Below are 16,033 nucleotides of genomic sequence, written 5' to 3' on the forward strand. Positions count from 1 at the left end.
AGACCACATAGCGGGCGGGGTTGCGACGAGCGGCCGGGATCGGGGGCATTCGCCTGCCGGACATAAATCCGCTAAGCCCGTAAAATACCGCATCCCCTTGTTTTGTAGAGTGATTCTTGGACTCCCCCGACTGGCGGCTGTGCGTCGCCCCGATGATTGACGTAACCGATCGCCATTGCCGCTTTTTCCACCGGCTGCTGGCGCCCCGCGCGCGCCTGTATACGGAAATGATCACCACGGGCGCGTTGCTGCACGGCAGTGTTTCGCGTCACTTGGACTTTGACGAAGCCGAGCATCCGGTTGCCCTGCAACTGGGGGGCAGCGAACCCGACGCCTTGGCGCAGTCCGCCAAGCTGGGCCGCCAATGGGGCTATGACGAGATCAACCTGAATTGCGGGTGTCCGTCCGAGCGCGTACAGAAGGGCGCTTTCGGCGCCTGCCTGATGGCGGAGCCGGCGCTGGTGGCGGATTGCATGAAAGCCATGCAGGACGCCGTGGATATTCCAGTGACCGTCAAGCATCGGCTGGGGCTGGACTATGAGGAATCCTACGCATTCGTCCGGGATTTTGTTGGCAAGATCTACGACACGGGATGCCGGGTTTTCATCGCCCATGCCCGCAATGCGGTGCTCAAGGGACTGACGCCCAAGGACAACCGCGAAATCCCGCCGTTGCGCTATGACGTGGTCAAGCAACTGAAGCAGGACTTTCCGGACTGCACGTTCGTGTTGAATGGCGGTTTGGCCGATGCAGAGCAATCTGTCCGGGCTGCGGACGATTTCGATGGCGTGATGCTAGGCCGCGCGGCTTGGCACACGCCTCGCGTCTTGTCCGAAGTGTCGATGCAGCTATGGCCGTCGGTGCGCCTGCCTAGCGACGCACAAGTGGTGGACGCCATGACCGAATATGCGGCACGGCAAGTTGCCAAGGGTGTGCCGCTGCGTGTGATGACGCGGCCGATGCTGGGCTTGGTGAATGGGCAATCGGGTGCACGCCGCTGGCGCCGCATGCTGTCGGACCCGCGCCTGCTTGCCGCCAACAATCCCGAATTGATCTACGACGCCTGGCGTAGCCAGCGGCAGGCGCCGGATATGCGAGGCGCCGCATTCGAAGCGGCGCCGGCAGGCATCTAGGCGGGGATCAGCCCTCTGGCGACAGGCGCTGGGGGCTGCCGATCAAGGCGATCAGGACTTGGCCGGTTCGGCGCTTTCCGTGGGCCAATCGCGGATATAGGCTTTCAGCATATTGTTTTCAAACTGCTGGGCAGCCACGATGGCCTGAGCCATGTCGTAGAACGAAATCACGCCCATCAGGGTCGGGCCGTCCATGACCGGGATGTAGCGCGCGTGCTTTTCCAGCATCAGGCGCTGCACTTCGTCGGCGCTGGTATTGGGCGACACGCTGACCGGGGCGTCATCCATGATCGAACGGATGGTGGTTTCGCCGGCCCCGCCATGGGCGTGCATGTGGCGGATGATCTCGCGGAACGTGAGCATGCCGGTCAGGGTGCCGAATTCCATGATCACTAGCGAGCCTATGTCCTGCTCGCTCATGGTTTGCACGGCCTGGGACACAGGCATGTCGGGCGACGCCGTATAGAGCGTATGCCCCTTGACGCGCAAAATCTCGCTGACCTTCAACATCGGTTCCTCCTGGGCGGACTACGCCCGAATGCATTTGCTATTTCTTGTTCGCTTCCAATTGCAATATGGGAGCGATTCCATTTTCGGTATTCTGCGCTTCTCCGCAGAGTTCTTCCAGCGTCGGTGTATTTTGCTGGGAAATCACCGCTGAGGCGACTCGCAAAATCTCCGGGTCATTACGGACCCGGGGCTGATTGCGGTCCAGCAGGAAATGATCCACCACGGGTGCCATCGACGTTTCACGCGCGTCGCAGGTCAGCACCCAATTGTCTTCGGGGCTGCGTGTCACCAAGCCCATGCCGTTCAGGGTCTCCAGCACATCGTTCAGTTCGTCTTGATGCAGGTGCAATTGCGATGCCAGCAGGTTCGCGGGCAGGCCCGGTGGCTTGGCGGATTGCACTTGCCGCAGGGCGCGCAGCGCGTCCAGAGCATCGACGAATTGCGCGCCGGGGTAGCGGTTGATCTCCCAGCGGCCCAGCCGGATCAGCGGCGCGCTGGATGCCAGCGTGGCGCCCAGCAGCACGGCCAGCCAGGACAGGTAGATCCAAAGCAGGAAGATCGGCAGGGTGGCGAATGCGCCGTAAATGATCGTGTAGGTGGGAAACCGGGTCAGGTAGTACGCAAACCCTGATTTCATGATTTCCAGGACGATGGCCGTGACGCAGCCACCCACCAGCGCATCGCGCCACAGCACTTCGCGGTTGGGCACGACAACGAACAGGGCGGCAAAGCCCAGCGCGGTCAGGATGAGGGGAATGAAGGAAACGGCGATGCTGATGACTTCCGGCACGTCCGCCACAAGCCCCAGCGATTCTCGCGCCACGAAAGAGGTGGCCCACAGACTGGCCCCGGCCAGGACCGGTCCCAGCGTGATGATCGCCCAATAAACCAGTGCCCGCTGCGGCAGGGGACGTTGCCGCGAAACGTGCCAGATGTCATTGAACGCCTGGTCGATCGTCATGATCAGCAGCAAGGAGGTGACCAGCAGGAACGCGCCGCCGATGGCGGTCAGCCGTGAAGCCTGGCGCGCGAACTGGTTCAGGTATTCCATGATGTTGTCCGAGACGGACGGCGGCATCAGGCTGTTGGTCAGGAAGTCTTCCAGGGCAACCCTGAATTCCTGAAACACGGGAAACGCGGTGAACAGGGACAGCACCACGGCCAGCATGGGCACGATGGCCAGCACTGTCGTGAAAGTGAGGCTGGAGGCAACTTGAAGCAGCTTTTCCTCACCCGCGCGTTCCGCGGTGAATCGGATGACGCGCCCGGCCCTCGCGACCCATGAAGAGCGCGAAGGCGAGGGCTCGGTGGTCGCCGGTGTCGCGGCGACGGGCTCTGCGGGGCGATTCATCAGGCGATAATAGCAGCATGAACCCTGAACTCAACCCCCGTTTGCGCCTGTTGGCCTCGGTTTCTCTATTCGCCCTGATCGTCTTGTGCGTCACCTGGGAAACCGTGGTGGCGCCAGTGCGGCCGGGCGGTTCCTGGATGCTGCTGAAGGCGCTGCCGCTGGCGTTCCCGCTGCGCGGCATCCTGCGTGGAAACCTATATACCTATCAGTGGGCGTCGATGCTCTCGCTGCTGTATTTGATGGAAGGGGCCGTGCGTGCCATGTCCGATCCGGCCCCGCTCTCGGTCTTGATGGCCTGGGGCGAGATCATCCTTTCGGCCACCTTTTTCCTTAGCGCCATTTTCTATGTGCGGCCCGCCAAGCGGGCTGCCAGGAGCCAACGCGCATGAGCGCCCATTCCTTGTCCGAATTGCACGCCGTTAATTCGTTCGCGGCGTTGCCCGCTGCGTTCTATACCCGGCTGACGCCGCAGGGGCTGAACAATCCGCGCCTGCTTCATGCCAATACCGATGCGGCTGAGCTGATTGGACTGGACCCATCCGTTCTGCCCACCCCGGAATTCCTGGCCGTATTCGCAGGCGTGCAGCCCTTGCCCGGCGGGGACACGCTGGCGGCCGTCTATAGCGGTCACCAATTTGGCGTATGGGCGGGCCAGTTGGGCGATGGACGCGCGCATCTGCTGGGCGAGGTCCAAGGGCCGTCCGGCGGATGGGAATTGCAATTGAAGGGCGCGGGCATGACGCCTTACTCCCGAATGGGCGACGGGCGGGCGGTGCTGCGTTCCTCGGTGCGCGAATACCTGGCCAGCGAAGCCATGCACGGACTGGGTATTCCCACGACGCGCGCACTGGCGCTGGTGGTGTCGGATGATCCCGTCATGCGGGAAACCGTGGAAACCGCCGCCATCGTGACGCGCATGGCACCCAGTTTTGTGCGGTTCGGCTCGTTTGAGCATTGGTCGTCGCGCCGCCAGCCTGAATTGCTGAAGACGCTGGCGGACTACGTTATCGACCGCTTCTACCCGGAATGCCGCGAATCCCCCACGGGCGAGCCCTTGAGCGAGACCGCGCCTTACATCAATCTGCTGCGCGCCGTCACGCAGCGCACTGCGCGGCTGATGGCGGACTGGCAGGCGGTGGGCTTTTGCCATGGCGTCATGAATACGGACAACATGTCCATCTTGGGGCTGACGCTGGATTACGGTCCTTTTGGGTTCATGGACGGTTTCCGCCTGGGCCACGTCTGCAATCATTCCGATTCGGAAGGGCGCTACTCCTGGAACCGGCAACCATCGGTGGCGTTGTGGAACCTGTACCGGTTGGCAGGCAGCCTGCATACGCTGGTGCAGGATGCCGATGGCTTGCGCGCCGTGCTGGACGAATTCGAGGCGGTTTTCACGCGGGCCTTCCATGATCGGATGGGTGCAAAGCTGGGTCTCGCGGCTTGGCGCCCAGACGACGAGGCGCTGCTGGACGACCTGCTCAAGCTGATGGACGCCAATCAAGCCGATTTCACCCTGTCCTGGCGTCGTCTGGCCGACGCCGTGTTGGGGCAGCGCAGTGCATTCGAGGATCTGTTCATTGACCGTCCGGCGGCGGCGGCCTGGCTGGACCGCTTGGTGGCACGCCAGGCGCAAGACGGCCGGCCTGCGCAGGACGTGGCCCAGGCGATGAACCGGGTCAACCCGCTCTACGTACTACGTAATCATCTGGCCGAAGAAGCGATCCGGGCAGCAAAAACGGGTGATGTGAGCGAAATCGACACGTTGATGAAGCTGTTGCGTAATCCCTTTGTGGCGCAACCCGGGTATGAACGCTATGCCGGATTGCCTCCGGACTGGGCGGGTAGCCTGGAAGTCAGCTGCTCTTCTTGACGCCCGTTCAGCGCGGAATACGAGACGCTGCATACCAAGATCTTGTGGTTTGCACGAAAACACCGCGATAAATATTGAAATATCGCGGTTTTTTTCACTGCAATCATTCGTTTCCGTTGTAAATCTCGTAAGATTGTCGCCTGCGGGACACTCGGGATGGCATGCCGCATCCTTGGGGCATTTGTCGACAATTTTCAATATAAAGCACTCTGAATATGCCTGGCGCAGATGGTTTGCTATGTATCGGTCTGCTCGAGGATGATGCCGACTTCCGGGAGGAGTTGGCGTTAGGCTTGGGCGGCTATGGTTTTCGGGTGGCGTTTGCTTGTGACAATGCTGCGGCGTTCTATCGCCGCCTGCAGGAGCAGCCGTGCGACATCGTTATTCTGGATGCGCACCTACCCGGCGAGGACGGCTTTTCCGTGGCGACCCGCTTGCGGGCGTTGAGTCCGGTGGGCATTGTCATGCTGACCGGGCGCAGTGCCCTGGAAGACCGGGTGCGGGGCCTGGAAGGCGGTGCCGACGTCTACATGACCAAACCCGTGGATTTGCTGGAGCTTAGCTCTGTCATCCGTAGCCTGGCCCGCCGCATGCGCTTGGCAAAAGCGCCCCGTCCGGTGGATGCTGAAACCCGCGCCTCGGCGGACAGCACGTGGTCCTTGCAGGACGGCGGCTGGATCCTGGTGGCACCCGACGGGGCGTCGTTGCACCTGAGCGCCCAGGAACGGACCTTTCTGATGGCTCTGATGGATGCCGCTGGCAGCGCAGTCAGCCGCCAGGTGCTGGCGGAGTTGTTCCTGCCTGACAGTCCAGGCGGATTTGAACTGCGCCGCATTGATGTGCTGGTAAGCCGCCTGCGCGCCAAGGCGCAAAGCGCGGGTCTCAAGCTGCCAGTGCTTTCGGTGCGCGGTCAGGGCTACGTATTCGCCGCCTGACGGGCTTCGGCGTTACCTGACTGGCTTGGCTTTACCTGCCAGGGCTACGCGCCTATGGCCCGGGAGCCTGGGCTGGCAGGGTGATGATGAAGCGCGTACCTGCGCCCACCTTGCTTTGCATGGTCAGCGAACCACCCTGGTTTTGGCAGATGCGGCGAGCCAGATACAGGCCGATGCCCATACCCTGGGTTTCGCGGTGCGCGGAGCGCCGGAAATGGGGCTCGAAGATTCGCGCTTGTTCCTCATCCTCGATGCCGGGGCCGCGGTCAATGACGGCCAGCCAAGCCATCGGAACACCGTCGACTTGGGTTTGCCCCGCTTCGATTCTGACAGGTTCGTTGGCGGGCGAATACTTGATGGCGTTGTGAATCAGATTGCGTACCACGACGCTGGTCAGCGGGCGGTCGCAATACACGGGCAGGCTTGCGTCGGCCTGCATCAACAACGCATGCGCGGTATCCGGCTGCATTGCCGTCACGACATCACGCGCTAGCTCGGCCAGATCTGTTTGTTCTCCGCGTGGTGTCCAGGCTTGCTCGCCCAGCCTGTCCTGATTCAGCAATTGATCCATCAGTTCCGTCATGCGGGCAACCGAACGATGAATTCGGCCCAGGCGGCTGTCGACGGCCTCGCCGCTATCGGACAGGATCATGTCCAACGATTGCGCCGCCGCGCTGATGGTGGCTAGCGGGGCGCGCAACTCGTGGGAAATCAGCGCATTCATTTGCCGTTGCGTATCCAAGGCTCCGGCCAGTTCGGCCAGGCGCAGTTCGCCTTGGGCCAGATGTTCGGCGTCCACCGGATCGTGTCCGGCACGGCTTGCGCCGCTTTGGGGGCGGATTTGGCCGGCCAGCGTCAAGCCGAACAGGGCGCCCGCAACCAGCAGCAGGCGGGCCAGTTCGATCGGCGTTGCTGCGGTATCGGCGCCATTGGACTGCCAGGCGTCATGTCCCAACATCCAGGCAGATGCCGCGTATGCGGCGGCCATGGCCAGCGCGGGTGCACGACCGGTCTTGCGGACGGCGGCACGCACGGCGAACCAGACGGCCAGCGGTACGCTCAGTACCGCGCACAGGCCGGCGATCATGGCCGGAATCGATCCATTTTCCGTTTCATAGACGAAGATCAGCGCCAGCGCCGCAACGGCCGCCAACGCGATGCTCAAGCCGCGGCATGCCGCAGCCAGCCTGGATGCGTGGGGCAAACCCGACAGCAGCGGGGCCGTCAAGGCCAGCAAGGCTGCAAAAGATCCAGCTTGAAGCGCGCCGGGCGGCAGTATCTGGGGCAACGATCGGAACAGGCCCTCGATCAGCACGAAGGCCAGACCCGCGCCAAGGATGGCTTGGCGGGTGTATCCCCACGCGACGGCACAGACCAGGGCGCAAGCGATTGCGACGCCGGCCGTCAGCCCCAACTGGATGTCCTCATAGGGGCCGTTCAGACCATAGGCCAAGACGGTGCCAGGCCAAAGCAGGGCGCATGACAGGGCGCATAGCAGCATCCCTAGCCGCGATAATGCCGCTTGTGATCTGCTGTTGGCACGTCGTGCAAGGCGATGGCGAAAAGGCCAGCGGGTGCGAAGAAACAATCCTTCCGTCAACTAGGGACCCATTGGTGATCCGGCGCGAGGTCGCGCGTATGGGAGAAGTTTACGACAGCCCCGCGTATCGCGCGGACGCCGAGCCCCTCCAGAATGGTCTGCGTGGCGGAATCGGGAACGTCTTCAGCGTAGACCGCCATGTCCAGGGTCGTGGCCGTGGCGACTACGGTGGCGGCCAGATGCTGGCTGCCGGGGCTGTGCAGCAGGCCAGTGATGAAGCTGCCGCATAATTTCAGGTAGGAAACGGGATATTCGTGCAGATGTTCCATGGCGCCGAATTGCTGGGACAGCCGCGATATCCCCGTGCGGGCGCCTGCCGCGGTGACGATATCGCACAACTGGCGCAATCCGCCGCCTTGCTCGACCAGCCCGGCGGCGTCGACTTCAACCAGCAGGCGTACCGCCAATGCCGGCCGATCGCTCAGCATCCTTTCCAGCCGGGACAGGAAGGAAGTTTGCGCCAGCGAGGCCAGTGACACGGGAACCGCCAATGCGCCGGCATGGGTAAATAGCCAATCCAGGCCCAGGCGGATCGCCTGGATGTCGCATTCAGCCGACAGTCCCAGCCTGACCGCGGGCGGCATGAAGATCGAGGCAGGCACGGGGTCGCCGCCGCTTGTGTCATGCAGGGTCAAGCTGGCTTCGTGGTGCAGCAGTGCGCCGGAGACGGCATGCAACGGCTGGATCGACAGCGAGAAGCGATGTTGCTCCAGGGCGGTGGCCAAGGCATCGTGCCAGCTGTATTCCCCGATGCGCGTACTGTCCGGGGCCTGGCTGGCCGGCGCCACTTGGTCGTCATCGGCGCTCTCGGCGCACATCAAGGCATGGTCCAGGCGGGCCAGCGTATCGCTCATGTTGTCACCGGGGGCGAAAGCCGCCATGGCCAACGCCCACCGGCACCATCCGTACTTGTCCATTGGGACCCGTAGCGAACGCAGTTCACGGCGGACCCTTTCGGCCAGCAGGCTGGCTTGGGGCGCGGAAGTGCGAGGCATCAATAGCGCGAAGTCGGACCCGCTGATGCGCGCGATCTGCGCCGACGGCCCGCCGAATTCCTCGACCAGCTTGCGTAGCCGGTCGGATGAGGATCGCAACCACTGATCCGTGAAGGCGCGCGATAAATGCCGATTGATCTGCGCCAGATCACGCTGGCGGAACATCAGGATATGCCCACCCGCCTCCGGGGTCTTGTCGCTCAGCGCCTGCCGGAACTGGTCGACGAAATATTTGCGATTGGGCAGGCGGGTGACGGCATCCCGGTAGATTTCGCTTTGTAGCGATTCGATCTTCGCGTTCTGTTCCTGGACCGTGGCGGCAACCCGGCGCTGCGCGTCCACCAGCGCTTGATCCACTCCTGCCAGCTCACACGATCCCATTGGAGCTGCGTCGTTGCCGGGGGCCAGTGCTCGTACACGTTCACAGATGTCGCGTGACGTCCGCACTTCAATCCAGCGGACGAGATTCAGCGCGAACAGTGCCCAGAAGACACCAGCAGCCAACACCAGTCCCAAAATCCGCACACCACCCTGCCAGAGGGTGTCGCGAGCCAGCTGGGTGTCCGCCTTGACGGTAACGGTGCCCCGGGTATGGCCGTCGGTCAGGATGAAAGGCTGCGATACGGCAGGTGCCTGTACATTCAGCCAAGAGCTGTACCAGCTGCCATCCCGGTCTACGATGGATGCGTGCTTTTGTCGTTCCGCGACAACGGTGCCTCTTTCGTCGGTGATGCGAACCAACGCATACAGCCCCTGCTGGAACAACTCATCGGCCAATGTGGCCTGCTCGGCCGGGGCGGCGGCGGTGTGTGACAACGCCCAGGTCAAGGCACTGGCCCCCCCCTCGCTCTGTTGAACAAGCTGCGCATTCAGATAGCGATGGGCGGCCAACATCCCCAGCGCCTGTGCGCCAAGCAGGATGAAGCCGATCAAGAGGGCAGTGCAAAAGAGTAACCGGCGTAATGTCGACATGTGTTTGGGGTTCCCTTTTTGGACGGCATGCCTGCTCGCGCGAAGGAGTGCCGGCGGCCGATGAAAGGGGACGTCGAGCAGCGAACGCGCCCGACGGGAAAAAACCTGGATAAGAAACGTGACACACGTTACTAATACCTCAGTGACGCCGCTTACACTGTAATTCGGCATGTCACAGAACGTACAGAATATTACTAAATTAGCTACGACATCAGACAACCTGTGCAATTATTTCAATCGTGATAATTGCCCGGTTGAGAACTATTGAGACAGGGCGTATTAATTTTTGGGCTTTGGCTGTCGTAGTAAGGGTAGGGCATGGATCTATGGACCGGCCAGCGAATGCTATCCAAGGACCGACATGACCATTCACGAGCAGACAGAGAGCCTTAGGATTTCAAGGAAAAGAGGCGCGTTGCCTCTGAAGTGTGGCGTTTTTTTGCGAAAATAATGCATAATTTAAAAAATGTTACAGCCCTTGGGTTCTTTCTTGGACCGCAACGCCAAGGGCGCTTAGATAGGGGGCTCCGTGCGTGAGAGTTACCTGCTCGCACTGTGCCTGACGCTTGCAGGCACACTTGCGGCGATATGCGTATTTTTCGTGCGCAGGGAACGGGTATTGCGTCATCGACTGACGCGCGACGAATTGACCGGTGTCCTGAGTCAGCAGGAGCTGCATCGTCGCGCGCGTGCCAGTCTGGCCCAGACTGACGGGCCTGCACGTCGGGGCGCCTTTTTCCTGGTCAGTTTTGAGCAATATGCCGAGATCAGCGCCATGCTGCGGGCCGGGGAAGAACAGGCATTGCTGGTGCTGGTGGCTAATCGGCTTAGCCTCGTCACCCGCACGTTGGGCGGCATGGTGGCGCGCACCGGCATCGACAGTTTCACGGTTTGCGTGCCCGAAGTGGACGAAGTGGGCGCGGCTCAGGTGTCGGCCAAGTTGCTGGACGATTTAAGCGCCCCGTATGAATTGGGGGGGCGTCCCCTGATTGCGGTCTTCAGGGTGGGCGCTGCGTTGTATCCCGACCACGGGCGCACCGTGGAAGAAATGCAACGTTGCGTGCAAGTGGCCATGGTTCCGTTGAAAGAGCGGGGCGGCCCAGGGTGGAATTTGTTCGATTTCCGGCTGCTGGCTCGGCACCGTGATCAGCAAGGCCTGGAAAACGATTTGCGGCTGGCGCTGACCACGCCCGCCATGGAACAGTTTGAACTGTTCTATCAACCGGTTTGCGATAGCGGGACCGGAGTGGTGCAGGGCTGCGAAGCGCTGTTGCGCTGGCATCACCCCACATTGGGCAGCGTGTCGCCCGCCGTTACCATCGAATTGGCCGAACGCAGCGGGTTGATCGTCCCGCTGGGCGCCTGGATTCTGGAACGCGCGTGCTCGCAAGCCGCCTTGTGGCCCGCGGCCTGGCGAGTCCACGTGAACCTGTCAGTCAAGCAGATGAACGAAGATGGGCTGGTTCAACTGGTGACCGACGTGTTGGCGGCCACGCGCTTGTCGCCGCAAAAGCTGGTGCTGGAGATCACGGAATCCATCTTCATCCTGCACTACGAACGGCACATCAAGATCCTGAACACATTGCGCGCCAAGGGTATTGGCGTGGCGCTGGATGATTTCGGTTGCGGCTATTCCAGCCTGAATCACTTGCGCCACCTGCCCATCGACTGGGTGAAGATCGACCGCAGCTTCATTTCGGCGCTGGAGTCCGATGCCGGCAGCCGCGAAGTCGTCTCCGCGTTATTCGGCTTGTGCCAGGCGATGCGCTTGCCGGTAGTGGCCGAGGGCGTCGAGACCGAAGGCCAGCGCGAAATCCTGAAGTCGCTGGGGTGCCGAGTCATGCAGGGCTTCCTGCTGGGACGGCCGGCTCCCGCCTCGGAAATCCAGGCTTTGGCCTCGGCGGTGTCATAATCGGGGTTGCTCGCAACCCCCACCTGTTGACATCCTATGCCCGGCAATACCCTAGGTACTCTCTTTACCGTCACGAATTTTGGCGAATCCCACGGCCCGGCGATCGGTTGCGTCGTGGACGGCTGTCCCCCGGGACTGAGCCTGGACACGTCCGACATTCAGCTTGAACTGGATCGCCGCCGGCCTGGCACGTCGCGCCATGTCACGCAGCGCCAGGAAGCCGATCAGGTCGAGATCCTGTCCGGCGTCCATGAAGGGGTCACCACGGGCACGCCGATTGGCCTGCTGATCCGCAATACCGACGCGCGCAGCAAAGACTATTCGAATATTGCCGATACCTTCCGGCCGGGGCATGCCGACTACGCCTACTGGCGCAAGTTTGGCGTGCGCGACCCGCGTGGCGGCGGCCGTTCGTCCGCGCGCCTGACGGCGCCCACCGTCGCGGCAGGCGCCATCGCCAAGAAGTGGTTGGGCGAGCAGTACGGCGTGAAGGTGCGCGGCTACATGAGCCAGCTTGGCCCTGTCGCGATTCCCTTCGTGTCGTGGGATGAAGTCCCGAATAACCCGTTCTACGCGCCCAACGCTGAAATCGTCGCGGAACTGGAAGCCTATATGGACCAGTTGCGCCGTGACGGCGATTCCGTCGGCGCACGCATCGAGGTTGTGGCGGAAAACCTGCCGGCAGGTTGGGGTGAGCCTATTTACGATCGCCTGGATGCTGACATCGCGCATGTGATGATGGGCCTGAATGCCGTCAAGGGCGTTTCCATCGGCGCGGGCTTCGATTGCATCGCGCAGCGCGGTTCCGAGCACGGTGACGAGATTACGCCTGATGGTTTCCTGACCAACCACGCCGGTGGCGTGCTGGGCGGTATTTCCACGGGGCAGCCAATCACCGTATCGTTGGCCATCAAGCCCACGTCCAGCATCCGCGTCGAGCGCCGTTCGGTCAATCGTGCGAACGAACCGGTCATGGTCCAGACGCTGGGCCGCCACGATCCCTGCGTCGGCATTCGCGCAACGCCCATCGCCGAAGCGATGCTTGCGCTGGTGCTGATCGATCACGCGCTGCGTCATCGTGGACAGTGCGGCGACCCGATCTGAAACGTGAGCGTGCTTGCCACCGAGTGCAGGAGACCGACATGAACCGTAAACGTCATCTATTGCGTGGCTCGGCCGCGGCGCTTGCGCTGGTGGCTCTGGCCGGTTGCACAGGCATGAACACCACGCAGTCCGGTGCCATCGGCGTCAACCGGACGCAGTACATGTCCAGTCTTGTGCCGTCGCAAGCGTTGGAGCAAGAGGCAAGCCAGCAGTATGCCGATATCCTCAAGCAGGCTCAGGGCAAAGGGCTGCTGGACCGCGACGCGCAACAGTTGTCGCGCGTGCGCGCCATCTCTCAGCGCTTGATTGCGCAAGTGGGGGTGTTCCGCCCTGACGCTTCTGGCTGGAAATGGGAAGTCCATGTGCTGTCCAGCGACGAGATCAACGCCTGGTGCATGCCCGGTGGCAAGATCGCCGTCTATACGGGCCTGATCTCAAAGATCAAACCCTCCGACGATGAACTGGCTGCCGTGCTGGGGCACGAGATTTCGCATGCGCTGCGCGAGCATGCGCGCGAGCGCGTATCGCAGCAGATGGCCACCAACCTGGGCTTGTCCGTGCTGTCCATCGCCACCGGCTCCTCTGCCGCATCCGACCTGGGCGGGCAACTGTCCAGCGTGATGTTCACACTGCCCAACAGCCGCACTCACGAGACCGAAGCGGATCGCATGGGCGTGGAGTTGGCCGCCCGGGCGGGCTATGATCCGCGCGCTGCCGTGACGCTATGGCAGAAGATGGGGGCGGCCGACAGCGGCAATGCACCGCCGGAAATCTTGTCCACGCACCCCTCGGCCGCTTCGCGCATCACCGACTTGCAGGCTGCCGCGCAGCAAGTGATGCCGCTGTATCAGCAAGCCAAGAAATAACGCCAGGTTCAAGCCGCGCTTGCAGCCGGCTTGACGCCTGGTCCACGCATGATGCTGATGCCCAGGTCGGCCAGAATACGGCGCGTCTCGGCATCGGGCACATCTTCGGCATAGACCGCGATGTTCAACGTGCGTGCGGTTTCCTGCACTGAGGCCGTCAGCTGCTGGCTGCCCGGGCTTTGCGACATGCCGCCGATAAAGCCTCCACCCAGCTTCACATAGGACAAGGGCAGGGTGTGCAACTGTGCAACCGCGCCGAATTGCTGCGCCAGACGCCGCACGCCGATATGCGCGCCGAATTCCGATGCCACTCGGGCCAGCGTGGCGATCTGCTCGTGGCATTCCACCAGGCCGTGCGCATCGATTTCCAGGAACAGGCGGGGGGCAAGCCCACGGTGTTCCGTCAGCAGCAATGCCAATTGGCGGAAGAATTTCTGGCCTCGCAACGAGGGCAGGGCAACCCGGATGGCTAGCTCGCCCTCATGCGCGACCAGCCAGTCCAGGCCCAGGCGCACGGACTCCAGATCGCAATCAGCCACCAGATCCAGCCGCACGGCGGGTGGAATGAACAAGGTGGCAGGAATGGCGACCTGGTCGGGGGCGGTACGCAACATCAGCATGGCTTCCGTGCGGACCCTGTTGCCGTCGGCGGTCAACAAGGGCTCGGTCGCCAGTTCAAATTGACGCTTTTCCAAGGCCGTCTGGATAGCGTCCTTCCAGGCCAGTTCACCCGACTCCGACGGGGATTGCATGTCGGTCGCGCCCGCAATCACGACTTGATCATTGTTGGCGCTTTCTGCCCGCATCAACCCGAAGTCCAGGCGAGCAAGCACCGGCCCGGCCTGATTGCCTTGGCCGTAGTCCGTCATGGCCTGCGCCCAGCGGCAGAGATGGCCTTCCCCGACGGGTATGCGCGAGGCGTGCAGGTCAGCCCGCAATTGTTCGGCAACCATCATCGCTTGAGGGGCCGCGCAACCGGGCAACAGCAACGCAAAGTCTGAACCATTCAGCCTGGCCAGGAGTGGCGTGGCAACGTTCAGGGCTTTCAGCGTGCCTTGAATGCGTTGGCATGCAATTCGCAGCCATTGGTCGATGAACTCGCGCGGCATGTGGCGATTCAAATCGGCCAGATCCCGCTGGCGGAACACCAGCACGTGGCCCCCGGCGATGGATCGCGATGCGGACGGGCTTGCTGCGGCAGCCGGCACCTCAAGCGCGCGCCGGAATTCGTTGACGAAGTACTTGCGGTTCGGCAGGCCCGTGACCGGGTCCTGATTCAGCTCCAGTTCCAGCGATTCGATCTTGGCGTTCTGTTCTTCGACGCTGGCATAGACGCGCTCGCGAGTCTGGTTCAACGCTTGCACCACGCCAGACAATTCGGGCACGCGGGCTTCCACTTGCTCGGGCGGAGAGTCCTGGCCGATGCTGCGGACATGGTCGCTGATTTCGCGCAGCAGGCGATTCTTGATCCAACCCACCAGCACAAATGCGAATACTGCCCACAAGATGCCGGCACCCACGACCAAGGCGATCATCTTCAGGCTGCTGCGCCACAGGGCTTCCCATGCATAAGCATCGTTGGCGATCAGGGTGACCTCGCCAATCTGGCGCCAACCATCGCTGACGGCATGGCTGGCCGGTTGCGTATCCAGCGGCGCCAGCTTTTGGAACCAGCTGGGAACCGAATTCGGCGTGGCGTTCGACTTGCGCTCGATCAGCACCTTGCCTTCCGGATCGGCCAGACGTACCAGCGAGAAGTGCCCGCCGTCATAGAGCGCCGACACCAGCAGTTCTTGTAGTACGGGGTCATTGTTGGCAGGTTGCGACAAGGATAGCGCCAGGGACACGGCAGCATCCGTGCTCTGCACCTGCAACTGGCCTGACAGGTATTCGCGCGCCGAGTTGACGCTGAGCGCCAAGGTGCCCAGCAGAATGACGCCGATTGCAAGGGTAACGCTGAGCAGTAGCTGTCGAAGTATGGACATAGTCTTGTTTCCGGCAATCAGGGGCGTATGCCTTCCCGTTCCATGCGTTGAAGTAGATCACGCCAGCGGCTGAGTCGGTCAACCGGCGCGGCGGCCTTGCCGTCAACGTACACGCCGTCGGCGTTAAAGCTGAAGACCGGCGTCAGGTCACGACGCTGCGTCGCCGGAAGAATGGTTGAAATCAGGCTGTCCAGCACCAGAGGGACGGCATTCGGAGTTTCGTAGTAGCCCAGCACCATGTGGGCGATCTGGCTGCTGCTGGCGGGGCCGCCAATGCGCGCTCGAACATAGATGAAGCGCAGCTTGTTCGCGGGGACACCCATCGCCAGCAAGGTGAAATACTTGCCGATGACATAGTCTTCGCAGTCGCCGGCACCTTTGCCCAGCGATTCCAACGGGGTGGCCCAATAGTCCGCCTGCCCCCAAATGGTTGCATCTTCACCTGACAGCAGCGCGCGGTTCCAGAAGTCGTTCGCAAGCGTGAGCTTGTCTCGCTCCAGAGCCGGCGGCGGGTTGCGAAGCAGCTGCAACCAGTTCCCGACAGACTTTGCGCCCTTGGCCCCATAGCGGCTGGCCGCCAGGCTTTGCAGCCGGTCGGAACTGACCTCCAGGGCGAAGCTGCCGCCCCAGACGCAAGCCAGGCACAGCAAAACCAGTCGGCACAGGTTCAGCACGCTGCGGAAACGGTGAGTCGAGGACATGAAACGGATTTTCACATTTTTCCGACTCTCGCAGACATGCCTGTAGAAAAAATGCCTGCTACCCAGGGGTGGGCCATCAATAGCCCGCCCCTGGGG

General features: G+C 62.3%; 13 protein-coding genes. 7 read left to right on the forward strand and 6 right to left on the reverse strand.

What is annotated here, in order from left to right; all coding sequences use genetic code 11:
* Nucleotides 1–116: 116 nt before the first annotated feature.
* On the forward strand, nt 117–1,133 hold the full coding sequence (gene dusA / locus HV753_RS22460) for a tRNA dihydrouridine(20/20a) synthase DusA (RefSeq protein WP_175176796.1): 1,017 nt from the start codon (nt 117–119) through the stop codon (nt 1,131–1,133).
* Nucleotides 1,134–1,184: 51 nt separating this feature from the next.
* Here the strand turns inward: dusA and HV753_RS22465 are convergent, their stop codons facing one another.
* Together HV753_RS22465 and HV753_RS22470 are read right to left on the reverse strand one after the other, a co-directional pair.
* A complete protein-coding gene (locus HV753_RS22465) occupies nt 1,185–1,643 on the reverse strand; it encodes a CBS domain-containing protein (protein ID WP_169270394.1) in 459 nt (152 codons plus the stop codon).
* A gap of 37 nt (nt 1,644–1,680) precedes the next feature.
* A complete protein-coding gene (locus tag HV753_RS22470) occupies nt 1,681–2,994 on the reverse strand; it encodes a YihY family inner membrane protein (protein ID WP_175176797.1) in 1,314 nt (437 codons plus the stop codon).
* A gap of 17 nt (nt 2,995–3,011) precedes the next feature.
* Between HV753_RS22470 and HV753_RS22475 the strand changes: the two genes are divergently transcribed.
* The 3 genes from HV753_RS22475 to HV753_RS22485 all read left to right on the forward strand — a co-directional run bounded on the left by HV753_RS22475 (nt 3,012) and on the right by HV753_RS22485 (nt 5,802).
* Complete coding sequence (locus HV753_RS22475) at nt 3,012–3,383, forward strand: DUF2069 domain-containing protein (protein ID WP_175176798.1); 372 nt, start codon at nt 3,012–3,014, stop codon at nt 3,381–3,383.
* Entirely contained in the window at nt 3,380–4,867 is a 1,488-nt protein-coding gene (locus tag HV753_RS22480; protein WP_175176799.1) for a protein adenylyltransferase SelO, read from the forward strand. Before HV753_RS22475 ends, HV753_RS22480 begins: the two co-directional genes overlap by 4 nt.
* Nucleotides 4,868–5,082: 215 nt before the next feature.
* The gene (locus tag HV753_RS22485; RefSeq protein WP_169270390.1) at nt 5,083–5,802 is read left to right on the forward strand and encodes a response regulator transcription factor; all 720 of its coding nucleotides are present in this window, start codon (nt 5,083–5,085) and stop codon (nt 5,800–5,802) included.
* Between the two features lie 52 nt (nt 5,803–5,854).
* Here HV753_RS22485 and HV753_RS22490 read toward each other — a convergent pair whose 3' ends face one another.
* Both HV753_RS22490 and HV753_RS22495 read right to left on the reverse strand, forming a co-directional pair.
* Nucleotides 5,855–7,255, reverse strand: a complete 1,401-nt coding sequence (locus HV753_RS22490; RefSeq protein ID WP_246288360.1) for a sensor histidine kinase — start codon at nt 7,253–7,255, stop codon at nt 5,855–5,857.
* A 143-nt stretch (nt 7,256–7,398) separates the two neighbouring features.
* Nucleotides 7,399–9,291 (reverse strand): bifunctional diguanylate cyclase/phosphodiesterase, encoded by a 1,893-nt coding sequence (locus HV753_RS22495; RefSeq protein WP_246288373.1) that lies wholly within the window; start codon nt 9,289–9,291, stop codon nt 7,399–7,401.
* A gap of 607 nt (nt 9,292–9,898) precedes the next feature.
* Here HV753_RS22495 and HV753_RS22500 point away from each other — a divergent pair.
* From HV753_RS22500 to HV753_RS22510, 3 genes are read left to right on the forward strand one after another with little or no spacing between them, the layout of a single operon-like run.
* A complete protein-coding gene (locus HV753_RS22500) occupies nt 9,899–11,281 on the forward strand; it encodes a putative bifunctional diguanylate cyclase/phosphodiesterase (RefSeq protein WP_175176802.1) in 1,383 nt (460 codons plus the stop codon).
* A gap of 36 nt (nt 11,282–11,317) precedes the next feature.
* Complete coding sequence (gene aroC / locus HV753_RS22505) at nt 11,318–12,385, forward strand: chorismate synthase (RefSeq protein ID WP_175176803.1); 1,068 nt, start codon at nt 11,318–11,320, stop codon at nt 12,383–12,385.
* Nucleotides 12,386–12,423: 38 nt separating this feature from the next.
* Complete coding sequence (locus HV753_RS22510; protein ID WP_175176804.1) at nt 12,424–13,251, forward strand: M48 family metallopeptidase; 828 nt, start codon at nt 12,424–12,426, stop codon at nt 13,249–13,251.
* Between the two features lie 8 nt (nt 13,252–13,259).
* Here HV753_RS22510 and HV753_RS22515 read toward each other — a convergent pair whose 3' ends face one another.
* Nucleotides 13,260–15,236, reverse strand: a complete 1,977-nt coding sequence (locus tag HV753_RS22515; protein WP_175176805.1) for a bifunctional diguanylate cyclase/phosphodiesterase — start codon at nt 15,234–15,236, stop codon at nt 13,260–13,262.
* A gap of 17 nt (nt 15,237–15,253) precedes the next feature.
* Nucleotides 15,254–15,937 (reverse strand): transglutaminase-like cysteine peptidase, encoded by a 684-nt coding sequence (locus HV753_RS22520; RefSeq protein WP_175176806.1) that lies wholly within the window; start codon nt 15,935–15,937, stop codon nt 15,254–15,256.
* Nucleotides 15,938–16,033: the final 96 nt, after the last annotated feature.

Origin of the sequence: Achromobacter pestifer (assembly GCF_902859625.1) — a bacterium.
GTDB lineage: Bacteria > Pseudomonadota > Gammaproteobacteria > Burkholderiales > Burkholderiaceae_B > Achromobacter > Achromobacter pestifer.

Bases quoted from the DNA above. Each gene is read 5' to 3' on its own strand.
- HV753_RS22465 (WP_169270394.1), bottom strand. From the start codon at position 1,643: ATGTTGAAGGTCAGCGAGATTTTGCGCGTCAAGGGGCATACGCTCTAT.
- HV753_RS22470 (WP_175176797.1), bottom strand. From the start codon at position 2,994: ATGAATCGCCCCGCAGAGCCCGTCGCCGCGACACCGGCGACCACCGAG.
- HV753_RS22475 (WP_175176798.1), top strand. From the start codon at position 3,012: ATGAACCCTGAACTCAACCCCCGTTTGCGCCTGTTGGCCTCGGTTTCT.
- HV753_RS22480 (WP_175176799.1), top strand. From the start codon at position 3,380: ATGAGCGCCCATTCCTTGTCCGAATTGCACGCCGTTAATTCGTTCGCG.
- HV753_RS22485 (WP_169270390.1), top strand. From the start codon at position 5,083: ATGCCTGGCGCAGATGGTTTGCTATGTATCGGTCTGCTCGAGGATGAT.
- HV753_RS22495 (WP_246288373.1), bottom strand. From the start codon at position 9,291: ATGTTGGCCGCCCATCGCTATCTGAATGCGCAGCTTGTTCAACAGAGC.
- aroC (WP_175176803.1), top strand. From the start codon at position 11,318: ATGCCCGGCAATACCCTAGGTACTCTCTTTACCGTCACGAATTTTGGC.
- HV753_RS22510 (WP_175176804.1), top strand. From the start codon at position 12,424: ATGAACCGTAAACGTCATCTATTGCGTGGCTCGGCCGCGGCGCTTGCG.
- HV753_RS22515 (WP_175176805.1), bottom strand. From the start codon at position 15,236: ATGTCCATACTTCGACAGCTACTGCTCAGCGTTACCCTTGCAATCGGC.
- HV753_RS22520 (WP_175176806.1), bottom strand. From the start codon at position 15,937: ATGTCCTCGACTCACCGTTTCCGCAGCGTGCTGAACCTGTGCCGACTG.